At 33.2% G+C, this 17,690-nt stretch carries 20 protein-coding genes; 17 read left to right on the top strand and 3 right to left on the bottom strand.

Annotation, left to right across the window (positions count from 1 at the left end; all coding sequences use genetic code 11):
- Positions 1-7: 7 nt before the first annotated feature.
- From G4D61_RS01190 to G4D61_RS01175, 4 genes are all read left to right on the top strand, one after another.
- Positions 8-802 (top strand): exodeoxyribonuclease YycJ, encoded by a 795-nt coding sequence (locus G4D61_RS01190; protein WP_025731570.1) that lies wholly within the window; start codon positions 8-10, stop codon positions 800-802.
- A gap of 168 nt (positions 803-970) precedes the next feature.
- Entirely contained in the window at positions 971-2,239 is a 1,269-nt protein-coding gene (locus G4D61_RS01185) for a S1C family serine protease (protein ID WP_025731571.1), read from the top strand.
- A 418-nt stretch (positions 2,240-2,657) separates the two neighbouring features.
- Positions 2,658-3,137 (top strand): 23S rRNA (pseudouridine(1915)-N(3))-methyltransferase RlmH, encoded by a 480-nt coding sequence (gene rlmH / locus G4D61_RS01180; RefSeq protein WP_025731572.1) that lies wholly within the window; start codon positions 2,658-2,660, stop codon positions 3,135-3,137.
- Positions 3,138-3,278: 141 nt separating this feature from the next.
- Positions 3,279-4,607, top strand: a complete 1,329-nt coding sequence (locus G4D61_RS01175; protein WP_163173045.1) for a CfrBI family restriction endonuclease — start codon at positions 3,279-3,281, stop codon at positions 4,605-4,607.
- 92 nt (positions 4,608-4,699) lie between these two features.
- Here the strand turns inward: G4D61_RS01175 and G4D61_RS01170 are convergent, their stop codons facing one another.
- Positions 4,700-5,848 (bottom strand): DNA-methyltransferase, encoded by a 1,149-nt coding sequence (locus G4D61_RS01170; protein ID WP_163173043.1) that lies wholly within the window; start codon positions 5,846-5,848, stop codon positions 4,700-4,702.
- 503 nt (positions 5,849-6,351) lie between these two features.
- Complete coding sequence (locus G4D61_RS01165) at positions 6,352-6,774, bottom strand: EVE domain-containing protein (protein ID WP_163173041.1); 423 nt, start codon at positions 6,772-6,774, stop codon at positions 6,352-6,354.
- A gap of 264 nt (positions 6,775-7,038) precedes the next feature.
- Here G4D61_RS01165 and radC point away from each other — a divergent pair, with 264 nt between their 5' ends.
- Genes radC through G4D61_RS01145 form a run of 4 tightly spaced genes read left to right on the top strand, consistent with a single transcriptional unit; the run spans position 7,039 to position 8,696 of the window.
- Positions 7,039-7,521, top strand: a complete 483-nt coding sequence (radC, locus tag G4D61_RS01160) for a RadC family protein (protein ID WP_163173039.1) — start codon at positions 7,039-7,041, stop codon at positions 7,519-7,521.
- A 15-nt stretch (positions 7,522-7,536) separates the two neighbouring features.
- Complete coding sequence (locus G4D61_RS01155; RefSeq protein ID WP_163173037.1) at positions 7,537-8,052, top strand: DUF1643 domain-containing protein; 516 nt, start codon at positions 7,537-7,539, stop codon at positions 8,050-8,052.
- Positions 8,053-8,080: 28 nt separating this feature from the next.
- On the top strand, positions 8,081-8,386 hold the full coding sequence (locus tag G4D61_RS01150; RefSeq protein WP_163173035.1) for a hypothetical protein: 306 nt from the start codon (positions 8,081-8,083) through the stop codon (positions 8,384-8,386).
- Position 8,387: 1 nt separating this feature from the next.
- Entirely contained in the window at positions 8,388-8,696 is a 309-nt protein-coding gene (locus G4D61_RS01145) for a DUF960 family protein (protein WP_163173033.1), read from the top strand.
- A gap of 4 nt (positions 8,697-8,700) precedes the next feature.
- Here the strand turns inward: G4D61_RS01145 and G4D61_RS01140 are convergent, their stop codons facing one another.
- Positions 8,701-9,153 carry an RNA polymerase sigma factor gene (locus G4D61_RS01140; RefSeq protein WP_163173031.1) on the bottom strand — a complete coding sequence of 151 codons (453 nt, stop codon included), beginning with the start codon at positions 9,151-9,153 and terminating at the stop codon, positions 8,701-8,703.
- A 195-nt stretch (positions 9,154-9,348) separates the two neighbouring features.
- On the opposite strand from G4D61_RS01140, the gene G4D61_RS01135 reads away from it, so the two are divergent.
- The 9 genes from G4D61_RS01135 (at position 9,349) to G4D61_RS01095 (ending at position 17,635) form a co-directional block, all read left to right on the top strand.
- Positions 9,349-9,879, top strand: coding sequence for a hypothetical protein (locus G4D61_RS01135; protein ID WP_163173029.1), 531 nt, complete (start codon positions 9,349-9,351; stop codon positions 9,877-9,879).
- 228 nt (positions 9,880-10,107) lie between these two features.
- Positions 10,108-10,584, top strand: a complete 477-nt coding sequence (locus G4D61_RS01130) for a hypothetical protein (protein ID WP_163173027.1) — start codon at positions 10,108-10,110, stop codon at positions 10,582-10,584.
- On the top strand, positions 10,577-12,181 hold the full coding sequence (locus G4D61_RS01125) for a DNA primase family protein (RefSeq protein WP_235929295.1): 1,605 nt from the start codon (positions 10,577-10,579) through the stop codon (positions 12,179-12,181). The genes G4D61_RS01130 and G4D61_RS01125 overlap by 8 nt, the downstream gene beginning before the upstream one ends.
- 280 nt (positions 12,182-12,461) lie before the next feature.
- Positions 12,462-13,001: a recombinase family protein gene (locus G4D61_RS01120; RefSeq protein WP_163173025.1), complete on the top strand. Its 540-nt coding sequence runs from the start codon at positions 12,462-12,464 to the stop codon at positions 12,999-13,001.
- A complete protein-coding gene (locus G4D61_RS01115) occupies positions 12,964-14,652 on the top strand; it encodes a recombinase family protein (RefSeq protein WP_163173023.1) in 1,689 nt (562 codons plus the stop codon). Before G4D61_RS01120 ends, G4D61_RS01115 begins: the two co-directional genes overlap by 38 nt.
- Before the next feature lie 17 nt (positions 14,653-14,669).
- Positions 14,670-14,960, top strand: a complete 291-nt coding sequence (locus G4D61_RS01110; RefSeq protein ID WP_163173021.1) for a hypothetical protein — start codon at positions 14,670-14,672, stop codon at positions 14,958-14,960.
- 353 nt (positions 14,961-15,313) lie between these two features.
- Positions 15,314-15,625 (top strand): hypothetical protein, encoded by a 312-nt coding sequence (locus G4D61_RS01105; RefSeq protein ID WP_163173019.1) that lies wholly within the window; start codon positions 15,314-15,316, stop codon positions 15,623-15,625.
- A gap of 71 nt (positions 15,626-15,696) precedes the next feature.
- On the top strand, positions 15,697-16,530 hold the full coding sequence (locus G4D61_RS01100) for a DUF6414 family protein (RefSeq protein ID WP_163173018.1): 834 nt from the start codon (positions 15,697-15,699) through the stop codon (positions 16,528-16,530).
- Positions 16,520-17,635, top strand: a complete 1,116-nt coding sequence (locus G4D61_RS01095; RefSeq protein ID WP_163173016.1) for an AAA family ATPase — start codon at positions 16,520-16,522, stop codon at positions 17,633-17,635. The genes G4D61_RS01100 and G4D61_RS01095 overlap by 11 nt, the downstream gene beginning before the upstream one ends.
- The last annotated feature ends 55 nt before the right edge of the window (positions 17,636-17,690 follow it).

Here is a 17,690-nt window from a genome sequence, read left to right as displayed (position 1 = left end):
AGTCAGTATGTCTATGCATTTTAGTGTTCTAGCCAGCGGGAGCACAGGAAATGCGGTTTATGTAGAAACAGAACAGCAGGCTTTTTTAGTTGATGCAGGCTTAAGCGGAAAACAAATGGAGCTGTTGTTTCAACAAATTGACCGTAATGTTGCCAACTTAAATGGAATTCTCGTTACTCATGAACATAGTGATCATATTAAGGGAATTGGCGTACTTGCACGGAAATATCAGTTGCCGATTTTTGCAAATCAAAAAACATGGTCAGCAATGGCAGGATTAATTGGAGAAATTCCTACAGATCTAAAATTTACATTTGAAATGGAAGCTGTGAAGACGTTTGGAGGATTGCAAATAGAATCCTTTGGCGTTTCTCATGATGCTATTGAACCGATGTTTTATGTTTTCCATTATGAGGGAAAAAAATTAGTCATTATTACGGATACAGGCTATGTTAGTGATCGGATGAAAGGCATTATTTCAAACGCCGATGTCTTTGTTTTTGAAAGTAATCATGATGTGGAAATGCTCCGCATGGGACGATATCCTTGGAGTATTAAACAGCGGATATTAAGTGATGTTGGTCATGTTTCGAATGAAGATGCCGCGCTTGCAATGAGTGATGTCATTGGTGATCAGACCAAACGTATATATTTGGCACATCTAAGTAAAGATAATAATATGAAAGAGTTAGCACGAATGTCTGTAACACAAACTTTACAATCGCAAGGATTAGGCGTTGGTGAAACCTTTCAATTGTATGACACAGATCCAAAAACTCCAACGATACTTACAGCAGTTTAAATCATTCTTTGATTCATCCTTATATAAAGTACATATAAGTTATTGAAGAATAAAATTATTGGGAACTCTTAATATTTTTTTAGGAAATTTTAATAATCACTGATTATAATAAAGCAGTAATTGGTAAACTAATCATTAACTGTATTTTTACAGGAAGGATGGTGTGTAATGGGGTATTACGATGAAAATCATCAAGAAGGGAGACATCAACCTAATAAAAGAGGCGGTAAATTAGGTTATTTTATTACTGGCTTAGTTGGTGTAATCGTTGGGGCACTCATCGTTACTTTTGCTTTCCCAAGTGTTTTGAAAAACTATGATACGAGTTCATCTGTCTCTGATACAAGCACATCCAATAATATTGGTACAAATAACACCTCTACTACTGCTAAAAATGTTTCATTGAATGTTTCGACAGATATTACAAAGGCAGTTGCTAAAACGGAAAAAGCTGTAGTAGGTGTTGCAAATATTCAAAAACAAAGTGTTTGGTCAACATCTGATATATATGGAGACGATTCAGGCTCATCATCTTCTTCATCTTCACAAGAAGAAGGATCTGGTTCAGGAATCATTTATAAAAAAACTGGTGACAAAGCGTATATTGTCACAAATTATCATGTTATTGAAGGCGCAGATTCACTAGAAGTAACATTATCGACAGGCAAAAAGCTTCCAGCTAAGCTAGTTGGTGGTGATGTATGGACAGATTTAGCGGTGCTACAAATTGATGGCAAAGATGTAGATACTGTTGCGCAGTTTGGTAATTCAGATACATTAAAACTTGGCGAATCTGTCATTGCAATCGGAAATCCATTAGGCGAGCAATTCTCTGGATCTGTTACACAAGGGATTGTTTCAGGGCTTAATCGTACTGTTCCAGTTGATTTGAATGAAGATGGTACAGAAGATTGGCAAGAAGAAGTTATCCAAACAGATGCAGCCATTAACCCTGGTAATAGCGGTGGCGCATTAATTAATATTGCAGGTCAAGTTGTAGGGATTAACTCAATGAAGATTTCCCAAGAATCGGTTGAAGGAATTGGTTTCTCTATACCAATTAACAGTGCGAAAACAGTTATTAATGAGTTAGAAACAAAAGGGAAAATTGAACGTCCGGCAATGGGGGTAGAATTACAGAATGTTTCAGACGTCCCTGCCTACCATCAACAGGAGACATTAAAACTTCCGAAAAATGTAACTGATGGTGTCATGATCGCATCTGTTACATCTAATTCACCAGCTGCAAAAGCAGGTTTAAAAGAACTAGATGTCATTTATCAACTAGATGGGCATAAAATTAGTGATATTATTTCATTAAGAAAATATTTATATGAAAATAAAAAGCCAGGGGATAAAATTCAAGTGAAGGTATATCGAAGCGGAAAATCAAAAACCTTTACACTTACATTAACAACGGCTTCTGGTACGAATTAATAAAAAAAGAAGGCTCGCTGATGTGCATTGCACCCCGAAAGCTAGATCAAACATCTAACTTTTGGGGTGTTTTTAATGTTGAACAGCGCTTTGGATAAAAAACTTTTCCACAAAAGGAAATGATCGTCATGTTGACATGTGGATAAGTTTAATATAAATTGGTAAGATTTAATTGTGAATAACTTTATACATAATGTTAGAATATTTTAAATTCGCAGAGATAAAGAGAAAATAGTAAATAAAATTGCAGCATTTTGTCGAATTATAAGAAAAAAACAATATCTACAGCTTGTGGATTGTAGAAAAATAGGGACATATATATGGTGGGGAACGAATATTCCTATACAAAATGTGGATAGTTTTTGTGGATATGTGGATAAGTGCTGTTAGTATCTTGTTTATAAGGTGGGTGTAACTTGTGAATATCTCAATTATTTCAGTAGGAAAGCTTAAAGAAAAATATTTAAAACAAGGAATTGAAGAGTATTTAAAAAGATTATCTGCATATGCCAAAGTTGAAATGATAGAAGTGGCAGATGAAAAAGCTCCAGAAATTTTAAGCGAAGCAGAAATGATACAAGTAAAGCAAAAAGAGGGCGAACGCATTTTAGCAAAAATTAGTGCTGATACATATGTGATTACATTAGCAATTGAAGGGCAAATGAAAACATCAGAGCAACTTGCTGAAACAATTGATCATCTTGCTACTTATGGAAAAAGCAAAATCGCTTTTATTATCGGCGGTTCTCTCGGGCTTAGCCCAGAAGTCCTGAAAAGAGGAAATGAAAGCCTCTCTTTCTCGAAAATGACCTTCCCGCACCAATTGATGAGACTTATTCTAGTAGAACAAATCTATCGTGCCTTTCGGATTAATCGCGGTGAACCGTATCATAAGTAAATGAGGTTTTTTTACCCTCTGAATTCAAAAAAATATAACTTGGTTAAAAATATTGACACTATAACTTTATTAATGATATATTAATATTGTCAAAAAGATGTAACTTGGTTAAAAAAATTGAATTTAGGGGGTTATTTTTTTATGAACAATTTAAACCTTTTAGCATTACGTATTAATATTGAAAAATTACTTGAGGAAAAAAAGATAAATCAAAGTGATTTATCTTTAGACAGTAGTATTGTAAGTAAAATATTAAATGGTAAGAGAATTCCTACCAATCAACAGCTGGAAGTACTAGCAAAGGATTTAGAAGTTAGTATGGAGGAATTAGTTGATACTAAGGAATATGAACGGTTTAAGAAATACTTAAAAAAACATGAAAATCTTTATGATATGTACCATAGTGATGGTCAAAAATTAATGCGTTCTTCCAGCAAAGACATTATAGAAGCTTTGGGAGAAGAAGGTATAAGGTCATTAGTATTTAATGTTCTTTGCGGTGGAAATGTTCGAGACATTACAGAATTCATGACTAGAAATAGGATAATAATATCAAATGCCGCAATTTTTAAGTTATTATTCGATTTAGAACATGAAGAAAATAATACGGACAATTACTTGGATTTCTTGGGTAAATCTTTACAATTATCTGGAAATGATAATCAACGTTTGCTTCCTTTATGGTTAATGGGTCTTACAAAGAAAGGATTGGACAATATTGTCCGAGGTCGTGAAAATTTAACCGATTATATAAATAAATTAACAAATACGTTTGAAGAAGTCGTACCACTGTTAGAAAACAATTTTGGTAATATTGAAGGGACCCTTTCAATTAATGGAAAAGAGATAAACGTGGATTGGAATTTCTTAAACAATCTCTTTACAGCAATAGGAGCTCAAACTTTAACTGTTCGAGGGTCGTCAAAGTCAATGAGTGGAAAACTCTTTGAAAAGTTGATTTTAGGTGCATCCCTTACCCTATTTGGATTTGAATATTGTTCTAAAGTACCAGAAACTGTTGACCCTTCACAAAAGCTATTTTGGTTGTCCTCATCAGAAGAAGAAGAGAGAGAAATCGATGCTACAGTGGTCTACAACCGAAAAGCTGTTCGTATAGATATTGGCTTTATTGGTAAAGGGAACCCAGAAATTGCTACTGATAAGATGACTCGATTTAGAAGTGAAAGTGAAATTGGAAAAGTAGACCATTTAACTAAAACTATAGTGATAGTTGATACTATAGGAAGTAACAGTCATATGAGTTCTATCGCTGAAAGTATCGCAGGATATGCAGTAGAGATGAAAGATGAACTTTGGATAAAACACTTTTCAAGATACCTAAATGAATGTTTGGGTACGGGTGGGGTTTTAACTGATTTAGCTGATGAGGAAGTTCATAAATGGATTGAGGAAGGATTGGATAAAATAAATCTTGCTCAATTTGTACAAAAAATTGTTGTTGAAGAGTAAGGGAAAACGCAAGCTGTGTTAAGTCACAACTTGCGTTTTTCTGAAGAAAAGATAAGCATAGTTTTTAAAAAAAAGCAGGGATTAACCTGCTTTTATCGTCTTATTTCGATATCATCAAATATATCAAAATATAATTGTCTTAAATCGTTAACTGTAGCTTCAACATATTCTTCTTCCTTCTCAATCAAGACAAATCTGCGTTCTAAGTCAGCCGCTGCTTTTCCAGTTGTACCAATTCCTCCAAAAGGGTCTAAAACTACATCATTTTTAAATGAATAGTATTGTATCACTCTTCTAGCAAGTTCCTTTGGGAAAATAGCTCTATGTCTCTTATCTCTAGCTGGACTAATATACCAAATGTTTGTTTTCTCATAGTCATCACCGACTTTAGATTCTTGTACCAATTCCTGATTAGGATGTCTACGAATAAACCAGTCAATTAATTTATCAGATTTTTTCCTATAAACAAGTATATTCTCAGTCACAGGAACAGGCTTATACTGTAATGGATTTCTGTCTGCGGCAAAACGTCGTCCTCTTCCGCTTGCCCATCCTGCCCCTTCAGGTTTTTGCCAAATAATATCATCCACAAACTCGAAACCTTCTTCAATAAATAATCTGTGCATATCAAAAGGTACAGCAATTCTTTTTGATGCTTCACTTCTACTCGCACGTGGAATAAGTACAGGGGAAACATTCATAACAAAAAATCGCCCTTCGACTAAGACTTTTGCACTTTTTCGGATGACTTCTCGAATTACTTCAAGATATTCTTCATAAGTTGCATAATCGCTATATTCAGTTCGAGCATTATAGTATGGAGGTGAAGTGAAAATCAAATCAACAGATTCTTCAGGTAAAGTATCCAAGACCTCCCGACTATCCCCTTTAAGTATCATGTTTGGAAGAGGTGAAATAGGATACTTACCTTTTTTACTTTTAACTTTTTTTTCTTCTTTTTGACCAGAAAAGATTAATCTAGAGTCAATAACTTCTTTTTTTGTTGTCTTTTTCTTATCAATTTCTCCATTTTTAGCATTTATAATAACATGGCCAAGAAGAGTATTGTTACTACTTAATAGCGGTACTCTCCATATATCATATCTATCATCAATCTCTGGTAAACCGAATTCGACATCGTTTATACCTTCACTACTCAAAAACACTGTAGAAATTTCCTTAGCTTCAGCTACAGTTTTAACCATATAATTTCTTTGTTCACTTACTAAAATTTTGCTCAAATTATTACCTCCTTCTTTGAAAGTCTAACCTTGTAGATAAGATTAACTCAAAGATAGTACTATTTAGTTTAACCTATTCGACATTTTTTTTAAAGAGTATAACCTCCTTACCTTGTTTTCCCATTTTCCCTATTATTCTTTAGATTAATAACTGTTATTAATTTAAAGTCATATAAATAATATATAGTTAAGAGTAATTTTAAAACGCCTTACATTAGCAAAATGGCTTATTATGTTGCCACTTAGCTAAAATTAAGCTTTTATTACCTGCCTGTAAGTTTTATTTTTTGGGGGATTAGATTAAACAGTGTGAACTTGTAAATTGTTTATAGGGAGATTCTGTGGATAATAAGGAAAGTACCTTAAAAGGATTGTGACTAAGGGAAGGACAGAAACCCAAAGTTATTCATTTTCTTTCCCCTAGTCTTACATGCCTTCACTTGTAATAATTATGTTGTATTGGGATAATTTTTAGTGGGTGTATCATATTTTGGGCAAGGTTATTACGAGATGATTTTTGAGTATAATAGTTCAAAGTCCTTTTCTTTAATTTTGACTACTGCTTTTTGGAGAACAGCCCCCCAATTATCTTGTCTCATTTTTGTAAGTTCTAGTTCTGAGATTAATGGTCTAAGAGGAATACTTAAATCTTCAGTAAGTATTTTGCTGTAGGTTATTGGCAAGTAGTATTCATATTCATTGTTGGTAAAGGATAATGGAGAATCTAGTCTTTTAGGCTTTTCTCTGATTTTTAATAAACCTGTTATTGCACTTTTTTGTGAAAGATATACTAATACTTCATCATCAATATTTGCGTACCTATCAATTAATCGTGCATCTTTTAGTTTTAAAGGCCAGAAATCAAATTTATCTTTGATAAACTCCCAATTGCTAGGTCTAGCTACAAACATTAATTTGTGTGACATCAAATAATACCTCCTCGCTAAGACTCTTTCTCTATATTCATGCTTTAATCCTTCTTTTTTTATTCATTTGGTAAAAAAATTATCATTTTGTCGAAAAACCACTTCTTTTTTAGGAATAGAGAAAAAGTAATTTTGTTATTTTTTGCAAGCGTCTTAATATCAATTATGAATATATATTATTTATTTGAAGTTGTATACAAATATAAAGCTATATCCCCTTGTATAAGGGGATATGGCTTTTAAATTTATTAGGAGGAATATAGTATGTTTGAACAAATCAAATTTTTAGAGGAAGTAAGAGAGGCGCCAGCTAAGCGAGTAAATGTCGTTTCATTAAAATTAGTAAAGGAATCTAGCTTACTTTATAAAGAAAGGTCAGTTATGTCACCTAAAGATGGTTATGAATTAATGCAGTTGTTCCTTTCAGATAAGGACCGAGAGCATTTTATTGTTGCTTCACTTGATACCAAGAATCAGCCAGTGTCGATTAATGTCTGTCACATAGGCAGCTTAAACGCTAGTGTAGTACACCCTAGAGAGGTGATGAAATCAGCAATTTTAAGTAATGCTGCGTCAATAATTGTTGGACACAATCATCCATCAGGGGTGCCAGAACCAAGTAAAGAAGATATTGAGGTTACAAAGAGATTAGCAGAAGCAGGCAAAATCATAGGCATAGACGTTCTTGACCACATCATCGTGGGCGATGAATCATTTATTTCTTTGAAGGAAAAGGGAATAATCTGAAAGGAGAAAAAACCAGTGAAAATAACAAAAAGCACGATAAAAACAGAAGTCACTTATGATGACGAAATGAAAAACAAGTATCTTATTAGGAAAGAGTGGGACAAGGACAGGAAAAAAGCACTTGTCATCATGAAAAACGCAGGTCAAGCAGATGAAATTGTGCAAGACCAAACAACGATGTATGTCATTAATAACCTTTCTAAATTGGAATACGGTGTTGTCGATATTGTAAATTTGTTTCCATCTATTGATGGAAATGAAACGAAAGAGTCCGTTATTGAAAACTTGAAATGTATTCAAGAAGCTATCGCAAGAGTAGATGATGTCATTATTGCGGTTGGAAAAGGAGTAGAGACAAATAAGAAAGCTGTTGAACGGTTAAACATGATTTTAGCCATATTACTAGACAAGAGAGCAAACATTCTTCAAATAGAAGCGAATTTTGGTAGAAAAGGTTTCCATCCTCTCTATCCTGCTCTGAAAAGGCAGTGGAAATTAGTACCGTATGACGATAGCCATAAGGTGAGCTAATAATATTATATTTGAAAGGAGTCACTCCATGTTTGATATCGAGCAATTGAAAGATTTTATGGAAGAGAAATTTGGTGTAGCAGTTGAATTAAATGCGGTAGGAGAGGAAACGGTACTTCTATATCATGAGGAACTAGATGAGGAACTCATTTCAGAGGATGTGTTGCAAATATTATCGAATCCAGTTTTATTTCACACGTATATATATAATGAAGAGTCAGAGTGGATTATTGGAATTGCCTTAGAAGCAGAAACCAATAATTCACTCTTTTTAGTTTGTCTGAAAAATGGGGTAAGGGTGTATAAGGAATTGTTAAATGAGGGGGGAAATTAAAATGGCTAAACAAGGTAAGCCTCGGTATGTGACAAGAGCAATAAATGTAGAATTAAATATAGAAATACAAGTTCTCCTGTGGGAGCTGCTGGACTCAATTGCAATTAAAAGAAAAGATACAATGGATTATTTACAATTATTTGAAATTAAAAGTGACGGTAACAATGTAAAGATAATCAATCAGCAAGAACAGCCAGCCATTAAGCAAGAAATAATAATAGAACAAGGTGTGTTAAGTATAAAGGATATTACAGTTTGGATTATTGATGAATCTGATAAGCAGATAATGTTGTTCCCTAGCGATTATTAGAATTTCAGATACCTTTTTCATGGATTTCGTCTTTAATTTCTCTCACTTTTTTATAAAAGTAATCCAGAGAGAAGTCTGTAATAAGATTAGGCTTCTCTTTTTTTTGCTTCTGGAAATACTCAAAAATTTCTTTTGTGGACTTGCCATCTTCAGAATCTATACTAATCAGTTTTTCGTTATTAATTACCAGTTCTTTTATAAAGGATATGGTTTCTGCGTTTAATTTATAGGGTTTACGCTTTCTTTCTATTGAAGGAGCAACAACAATTTCATCAATATGGCTCAATAGGTCTGCTTCAAATGATACATTAAGCTCACGAATCCTTTGTTGACACTCCTTAATAATCTTATCAACTGTTCCTCTGCTCATATTTATTAATCTACTTATTTCTCTCTTAGTATGACGTTTTATAAACCAAAGGATAAAAACATCTCTTTTTTTGTCTAAAGAAATCACTTTATTTACTCCCAAAATAGTTTTATTTAAGTATAATGTGTTCATTTTAAAATTACAATTTGGTATTCGCATAACTATAATGATTTTGAATGAACAATCTATTAGGTAGCCATATAGTATAAGCATGCTTGGAAGATGTGATACTGTCTTTCCAAAGATTGCTTTTATAGGCTATAGAAAAGGAGGAACAAGAATATGAGCAACTATTCAAGCGTTGATAAAGTAATGGTGAATTTAAGAAGAAATACAAAATGGGATTTGGAGTTTATTGAAAGTTATCGAGCATTTATAAGTAAAAATTATGATTTGGAAAACATTTTTGCGATATTCTCTTACCATCCACTATTAAGTGAAAGAGCAGCAAATGAAAAGGATTGGAATTCTTTTAAGAATTATATTGCAAGTGATTTTAAAAATTTAAAATATCCACCTTGTCATTTGTATGTATACCACGATGAAGTTCATGCAATATGGTTTATTCCTCATGAACTACTTATTTCTGAATTAGGAGAAGAAGATAAAAAATTAATAGAAGAAAACATGTTAAGCCAACTAGGTGAACTAAAGCTTTGTGATTTGAAAGAGCTCAATTTAAGTGAAGGTGAAAGGGATATATCAGAAGAGTTGTATTTAGAGGAGTATTATAGAAAAAACCAATTTTTAAAGATTTTACTGTCTAAAGAAATGGATAATTCTATTATAGATTCTGCTAAGGAGAATTCATAATGGCTCTTAATATAGAAAAATATTATCCCATGTTTCCTGATGAATTTATCTAGAGAAGGGGCTAACAGAAGCCCCTTTATAAATTTTTAGATGTTTAATAATTTGAATTCGCATAACAAAAAACGCGAACTCCGAACAATCTATTAGGGACCTTTTGAAGTATGATAGCGAACGATTGAAAAATCAACTTTGATAATGGTGCTATTAACTTTAACGGTGGAACCGGGCGTGAACGCTTGGGGACTCATAAAAAATTATAATGAGGTGGAGTCAATGTATAATTGCAGTGCTGAAAGATTAAGAAAAATAGTTGAACTGAAAAGGTCTAGTGTTAATCATATGGACCTTGTTTCAGATGAGCAAGAGGTAAGTTCGATTTCTTATGATTTTGAAATAACAAAGTATACTACATTTAGAGCAAAATCTAATAATTACAATTTTGTTAAGTTCACATTCTTATTATCAAATGAATTTGAAAGTTTTGAAGAGGAGCAAGTGTTCTCATACGATGACAATATGAACTTTGGTAAAAGGTATCAGGAATTTATTCAACAGTTTGCTAAATTCATCGAATTGGCTCCTGATAATGAGTTTGAAAATTTTGTTGGTGAAAAAGGTACATGCCATGTAATAAATATTCATCAAAATTTAAACATGTATAGAAAAATCATGATTGATTCTTTGGAGGTAAGTGATGATGAATGAAGTGATTAAGCCATTTACAATAAAAAAAATGTATATCATGGAGAAGCATAAGCAATTAAAAGAAACGCTAACCAGTTTAAATGAGGATTCAACAGCTAGCGATTTCTTTAATGCAATTAGAGGTATCAAAGGTTATAACACACAGGACATAGTAAATTGTTTATTAGCAAACTCTTCTTTTTGTGAAAAAGATATTAACAAAGGAAAGTATGAAGAATCTGAGCGTATCAAAAAAATTCGTGCTGAGATTTTAGATGTAATTCGTATTTCAAAGGCTATTCAAACAGGCTTTTGCTATGACGAAAAAAAAGAAAAATTTCATTTTAATGCGAACTTATTTGCTGATTACTTCTTGCAAAGAGTTGTTACCTGCTGTGACCAACATGGCATACTTTATGTTTACAATCGTGGAGGCTATTATCAGGAATGTAATAGTGTTCAATTGGGAAAAATTGTACGCACACTTATGAATGAGGGTTACGCAAATAGCTGGAGAAGCGGTTATGAAAAAGAAGCCATCCAAGCGATTCAACGTGAAGCTTATTATATTGAAGAGCTGAATCTAGATGATGACTGGATTAACCTAGAGAACGGTATGTATAACTTAAAAACTCATAAGTTAGAGGAACATCACTCTAAGTTTTTATCAACAGTTAGAGTTCCTATTAGTTTTAATGAAAACGCAACTTGTCCAAAGTTTTTACAGTTTATAAAAGACATCGCAAATGATGATGAAGAACTGATAAAAGTCCACCAAGAACTACTAGGTTACTGGCTAACAACAGAAACCAAGTGCGAAAAAGCAGTGTATTACTATGGTCGAGGTGCTAATGGTAAGAGTGTGCTTGCAAACCTAGTATCTATTCTAGTAGGTTCAGAAAATGTAAGTAGTGTACCATTAGCGCAGTTTAGTAATAACTTTGGCTTAGAAGGCATCATAGGGAAGACGTTAAACATTGCAGCGGAGAATGAAATGCAAGGTTCGAGGTTAAATACAGAAGCATTTAAATCGATTGTTAGTGGTGACGGCATTACAATTAATATCAAATACCGCTCACCTATTGTGAATTATAAGTCGAAATGTCGTTTGCTTTTTTTGGGGAATGAGTTACCCGACACAACGGATTTAACACAAGGTTATTTCCGTAAATTTCTGATTGTACCGTTTAAGCGAACATTTACAGAAGCAGAACGTAACAGAAATTTATTAGAGGAGCTAAAAGAAGAATTACCTGGAATTTTTAATTGGGCGATTGAGGGATTGAATCGTTTAAAGAAACAGGAATATATTTTTAGTCATTCAAAAGTGATTGAAGATGAAATGACTAAATACCGATTAGCTCAAAACCCAGTGTTACATTTCTTTGAATCATCCGTAGAGATAGAAACAGGTTCAAAAATTAGAAGACCATCATTGTATGAAGCTTTTCAGAAATGGAGTCAAGAACAAGGAATGGATAGTTCAGCATTAAGAAGTAGACAACGCTTCTTTAAAGACTTTGAAAATGTATTAGATAGTAAAGGGATTGCCTTGAATCAAAAAAGGATTAATGGCTATGAGTATGTAGTTAATATTTCTATAAAAAATTTTAGTTAGGGGTGAAAGTGGCAAGGGGAAGTAAAATTTAATTTTTTTTTTGGGATTAAATCATCTATTTTTTAGACGGTTTATTTTTTTTGCCTTTTTTCTTCCCTTTGCCCCCTAACCAAAAGTTAATCAGGCTTAAAAATATATATTATTTTATTGATTGTTCAGGGGGAAACATTATGGAACAAGAATCGACGGAATATCAATATAGCATATTACTAGATATATTAGCGGAAATGGTGACGAACTATTGGACAACTTGTTCAAATGAAAAAGGAGGAGAAGCATAATGACGGAAAGTAATCAAAAAGAGGTTAGAATTGTCATCTATACTCGAAACACTGCAATCGAACAACCTGAGGGACATAGACTTTATCGTGATATTCAAGTGTTAAAAGAAAAATATGAGCGAATGGGCTATGAAATCCAACAGGTATACTCTGATGTTGGATGTCATGGTAATGCTATTGAGGGTAGATTGTCACTTAAGCAATTACTGACCGATGTATCTTTAGGTTTAATTGATGTGGTGTTAGTGTGGGATTTGTTTAGTTTAACTCCAAAAATGACAAACCTGTTAACTATTAAACAATATTTAGACCAACATGATGTGGAATTATGTTCGGCTACGGAGCCATTTGATACTTCAACTCCTGAAGGTAGATTACATTTTCAATGGATGGCAGCATTACTGGAACATGAACATCTTTCATGTAAAAGGGATATTTCATTGTCGTCTTTTGCTCGTTTAATAATGACAAGAGGAGAAAGAATGAAAGGTGGTGAATCAAATGCAGAATCCTGCAGTGAATTTGTTAGAACAGCTTGACCAAGTGAGTCAAGCTAGAATACAGAAAAGAGTCGCTATTTACGCTCGTGTTTCTACAACTGAACAGGCAGAAGAAGGCTATAGTATTGATGAGCAAACAAGGCTATTAAGTCAATATTGTGAGCGTGAAGGGTATGTAGTATATAAGGAATATGCAGACCGAGGGATTAGTGGAAAGTCTATTAAAGGACGAGCATCCCTTCAACAACTACTTGATGATGCAAAAGAGAAATTATTTGATATTGTACTGGTTTGGAAGTCTAATAGACTAGCAAGAAATATATTAGATATGTTGAAGATAGTAGAATTCCTAAAGCAAAAGAACATTGTATTTAGGTCTTACTCAGAACAGTACGAAACGGAAACATCAGCTGGAAAACTACAATTCAATATGATGGCAGTTATTGCAGAATTTGAGAGGGATAACATTGCAGAGAACGTCAAAATGGGCATGATAGCTAGAGCTAAAGAAGGTTCGTGGAATGGTGGACAAGTCTTAGGCTACGATTCTGAACAAGTTCAAGGTGATAATAGAAAGAGAACTCTAACAAGACTTGTTGTTAATGAAAAAGAAGCTGCAACGGTAAGAAGGATTTTTGGGCTTTATACGGAAGGTCATGGATATAAGTCAATTGCCAATACAGTTAACAAAGAAAGGCATCGTAGCAAGAAAGGTAACCTATTTTCTATTAATGCTATTAAGACCATTCTTACAAATCCTATCTATATCGGTTTTATTCGTTACAATGTAAGGCGAGATTGGAATGAACAAAGAAGAAATAATATTAACCCAGAACCAGTTATTGAGAAGGGACATCATAAAGCAATTATATCTGAAGAAACATGGCAAAAAGCTCAATCTATACTGAAAAGTAGGAGTAAGACACCAAATAGGGTTCATAGTGGAGAGTTCCCACTCACAGGTATTATGAAATGTCCTGTTTGCGGAGCGGGTATGGTTTTAGGAAGAACAACTAATAAAAGAAAGGACGGTAGCAAGCGGGTTCTAGAATATTATGTCTGTGGAGAATGGAAAAATAAAGGGACATCAGCTTGCCATTCTAATGGAGTTAGAACGGAATATGCAGATGAATATGTGTTAAATAAGATAGCGAAATTTGCAAGTAGTGATGCTCTTATTAATGATGTTGTTAAAAAAGTTAATAAGGGTTATCGTACCATCTCAGAACCGCTCCAAAGAGAGTATGCAATATTGAAGCGGTCTTTAGAAGCCATACAATCCAAAAAAGATAAAGTTCTAGGATTATATGAAGATGGGATACTAAATAAAATAGATTTAAAAAGTCGTCTAGATAAATTAGATGAAGAAAAAAAGCTATTGGATGAGCGAATTGCTCCAATAGAACAACAGTTAGGACAAAGTGCTAAGAAAGAAGTAACTTTTAAAATGGTCAAACAAGTGATGCAGAGTTTTACAGAATCTTATAAGCAGTCTATTACAGGTGAACAAAGAAAACAGCTTCTACATCTGCTCATCAATAAGGTTACAATTGCTGATAACCGTAATATTGATTCAATACAAATACAGTTAAATAACGAAGTGGTAAGACACTTCACTAAACAAGAAGAAGATAAATCATCTGATGACGATGATTTATCTTCTTCTTTTTCTATTCTTATCGATTTATAAAAAGGAGCGAACAAAGTATGAGCATTATTAACATATTTAGGAACTACATAGAGGAACACCATCCACACTTAGCCTGGAAAGATTGGAAAGCAGATGTTAGGGTCTTGCCGGCAGATGATATAAGGAACGAGGAGCTTAAGGCGAGAATCCCAAATGAATTTAAGGGGGAACTAAAATTTTGGATATTATTCTATGATGGCGGTGCATCGAATGTTGTTTATTTATTACAGGACAAACAGGGAATCGAGAATATTGGAATTGGTCTGTTGAAAGAAGGTGAACTTGTTAAGCCTATTAGTTTAGTGTAAAGCCGTTGGTGGATGGATTTTACAGGGAAACTAAACATGGAAAAAAGTCGGGGAGGTTATCTTTTAAAGAGCTGTCGACTCTTTTTCGTGCGTGATTTTACGGTAAAGGAGGTGAGCATATGTCACCAATTGATTTATTTAAGGCAGGAGTTGTATTTGGATTAACTATTTATGCACTAGCTAAAAAAGGCTTTAAGGATGATAAATTGCGAGCTTAAAAGATTTTAAGAATAAGGGATTAAAAGAATGAAAGGAGGTGATTATATTGCCATATTTCTTATTAGGAACTGTAGTCGGTATTGTTGTTTGTATGGTAACAGAAGGCTCAAAGAAACAGTATGGAGGTCAATAATATGAAAAAAATCCAGCAGTTAAGGGAATTATTAGCTCTGAAATCGGAAATACAGAAGGATATAGCGGATTATTTAGAAACAGAGTTTTGGGATTTGTATGAATATCTAAGCAATGGTGAAAAAGTAGAGGACTTTATACTACCATACTATCAAGCAATGATAATTTTGGAAGATACTGAAGAGTTAAATCAACTAATGATAAACGAAATGGAGATTGAGTTTAAAGAAGAAGTAATTCTCAAAAGTCTTACAATATTAAGGATAGGTATAATGAATGATGAGGACATTCAATTACATTATTTTAAAAGTTAATATATAATGGGAATATACGTTCTTTTAGTGTGTTTGTTTTAGGATTACAAACTCTGTATGGAGGGATACATTTGAAAAGGAAAGACGTTAATAAACGCCATTTGCTAAAAGTCGTCTACTTTGATGAGGGTTCAGCAATGGATTATTTAGAAGCAAAACATGGTGGACGTTATGACAAAGTATCTTCTGATATTATTCAACGTGTAAAAAATATTGCAGGTGAAGTTGGAATTGAGGCTTCATCTGACCCTAAAATACTATCATTAATAGTTGACTCTTTATTTGGAATAAAAGGGAGAATTGCTGGAAGTGCATCCTACAATAAAAATGGAGATAGTAAAGTCAGCGAAACTCTAAGTAGTACTGTATTATCAAATTTTATCGATGATGTATATAAGGAGAAACAAGAGAATTTACCAACGGAATTTGGTGTTTTTGAAAGAGTAAGATTATCCTTTGTTCCTAATTCTGTTACATTTCTAAAAGTAATATCACCAATGCTTAAGGTAATTAAAGAAGAGTCATTTGGAAATGATATGCCTATTCAGCTTGGAGCATTAGACCAAATATTTAATGATGCGAAGGGATATTACGAGTTAATCTCAGTTGAGGAAAAAAAGGTATTTAGATTTAATTTTAATGCTTTGAGAAATAACTATAGACTAAATGACTTAACAAAGATGAATCTTACTATTGTAGGTATAAAAGTAGGAGAATGTACAGAAAAAGAATTAGAATGGGAATCAGAGTTCGGGGAAAAAAGGGCTACTGATAATAATAGTGCTTTTGAAAACCTCGTTGAAAGAGAAAGAAGTGATGGTTCCAAAACTGAACAAGAGGTTAATGAAGAAATGTTAAGTGTCTATGATGTTATATTGGCTGGAGTTGCTAATAATGAAAGTTAAAATTTTTTATGGTCCAGATAATGCTTTTAATGAATTTATTGAAGAACATTCATATACCACAATGAATGAAGTAATGATGCAAGTTGTTGAAGTGGAACGTTCTTTTACTATTAGAACAGAAGATTCATCATGGACTCCCAATGAATATTCTTACAACACGATTGTTTGTTATAGACAAGAGTATGCATCTATGACGACAAATTTAATCAATAATATAATGCTCTTATTTAGGAACGTTGAATGTGAAAATATTTACTTCCAAAATCCCCCCAATAATATCGTTGAATCACTTCAAAGAAATCATGTTGTGGAAGTAAAGTACCATGATTACGGAAAGCTTGCTGTAGAGAAACTAATAGAACTAAAAAAACTATATCAAGAGAGGATTATCGGACAAGAACATGTACTAAATGTTTTGCTGCCTGTCATTAATGTATCAAGAGTTCGGCACAGTAACAAACCAATAGTCATTATGTTTTATGGTCCTCCTGGAGTGGGAAAAACAGAAACAGCTAAAATAATATCCGAGGCCATATATGCAAATGATAATATAAAAAGATTTCAATTATCAATGTATCAAACGGAACATGCCTACAGATTTTTATTTGGCTCAGACCCACAAGAGGATAGTTTGGCGAAGAATTTACTTTATAGGGAAACCAATGTTGTATTATTTGATGAGTTTGATAAAGTACACCCTAATTTGTACAGTGCATTTTATGAACTATTTGACGAAGGTAAAATAGTGGATAGGAATTATACAGCCAAAGTTGACAATGCAATTTTTATTTGTACATCTAACTACTCCACGAAAGATGAAATTGAAAAGAGTGTAGGTTCTGCTATCTTTTCTAGAATTACCGAATGTATTCGGTTTGAAGGGTTAAGCTATGAGGATAAATATTCATTATTAGTGAGTCGATTCAATGAATCTATTGAAAGTCTACCACAAGAGGAAAAGGATATATTGTCATCAGCCGACAAAGAAGATATGTTGGAAGGACTTGCTGTAGAACTAAAAAACTTAACAAATTCAAGGGTTATTAAAAATACAATTGAGAAGTATTTAAGTCTCAAAATTTTAAAAGAGCGTGGGATTTTGTAGAGAGAAACGATTAAAGTCATAATTGGTATAATTTGGTTATGGTTAGCTAAAAGTA

It is taken from the genome of Heyndrickxia ginsengihumi (genome assembly GCF_011008565.1).
In the GTDB taxonomy this organism is placed as follows: Bacteria; Bacillota; Bacilli; order Bacillales; family Bacillaceae_C; genus Weizmannia; species Weizmannia ginsengihumi.
This window is presented reverse-complemented; position numbering and strand designations above follow the sequence as displayed.

What these genes read in the sequence shown, in the direction of transcription:
- G4D61_RS01190 (WP_025731570.1), top strand. Translation starts at nt 8, where the DNA reads ATGTCTATGCATTTTAGTGTTCTAGCCAGCGGGAGCACAGGAAATGCG.
- G4D61_RS01185 (WP_025731571.1), top strand. Translation starts at nt 971, where the DNA reads ATGGGGTATTACGATGAAAATCATCAAGAAGGGAGACATCAACCTAAT.
- G4D61_RS01175 (WP_163173045.1), top strand. Translation starts at nt 3,279, where the DNA reads ATGAACAATTTAAACCTTTTAGCATTACGTATTAATATTGAAAAATTA.
- G4D61_RS01165 (WP_163173041.1), bottom strand. Translation starts at nt 6,774, where the DNA reads ATGTCACACAAATTAATGTTTGTAGCTAGACCTAGCAATTGGGAGTTT.
- radC (WP_163173039.1), top strand. Translation starts at nt 7,039, where the DNA reads ATGTTTGAACAAATCAAATTTTTAGAGGAAGTAAGAGAGGCGCCAGCT.
- G4D61_RS01150 (WP_163173035.1), top strand. Translation starts at nt 8,081, where the DNA reads ATGTTTGATATCGAGCAATTGAAAGATTTTATGGAAGAGAAATTTGGT.
- G4D61_RS01145 (WP_163173033.1), top strand. Translation starts at nt 8,388, where the DNA reads ATGGCTAAACAAGGTAAGCCTCGGTATGTGACAAGAGCAATAAATGTA.
- G4D61_RS01135 (WP_163173029.1), top strand. Translation starts at nt 9,349, where the DNA reads ATGAGCAACTATTCAAGCGTTGATAAAGTAATGGTGAATTTAAGAAGA.
- G4D61_RS01125 (WP_235929295.1), top strand. Translation starts at nt 10,577, where the DNA reads ATGAATGAAGTGATTAAGCCATTTACAATAAAAAAAATGTATATCATG.
- G4D61_RS01120 (WP_163173025.1), top strand. Translation starts at nt 12,462, where the DNA reads ATGACGGAAAGTAATCAAAAAGAGGTTAGAATTGTCATCTATACTCGA.
- G4D61_RS01115 (WP_163173023.1), top strand. Translation starts at nt 12,964, where the DNA reads ATGCAGAATCCTGCAGTGAATTTGTTAGAACAGCTTGACCAAGTGAGT.
- G4D61_RS01110 (WP_163173021.1), top strand. Translation starts at nt 14,670, where the DNA reads ATGAGCATTATTAACATATTTAGGAACTACATAGAGGAACACCATCCA.
- G4D61_RS01105 (WP_163173019.1), top strand. Translation starts at nt 15,314, where the DNA reads ATGAAAAAAATCCAGCAGTTAAGGGAATTATTAGCTCTGAAATCGGAA.
- G4D61_RS01095 (WP_163173016.1), top strand. Translation starts at nt 16,520, where the DNA reads ATGAAAGTTAAAATTTTTTATGGTCCAGATAATGCTTTTAATGAATTT.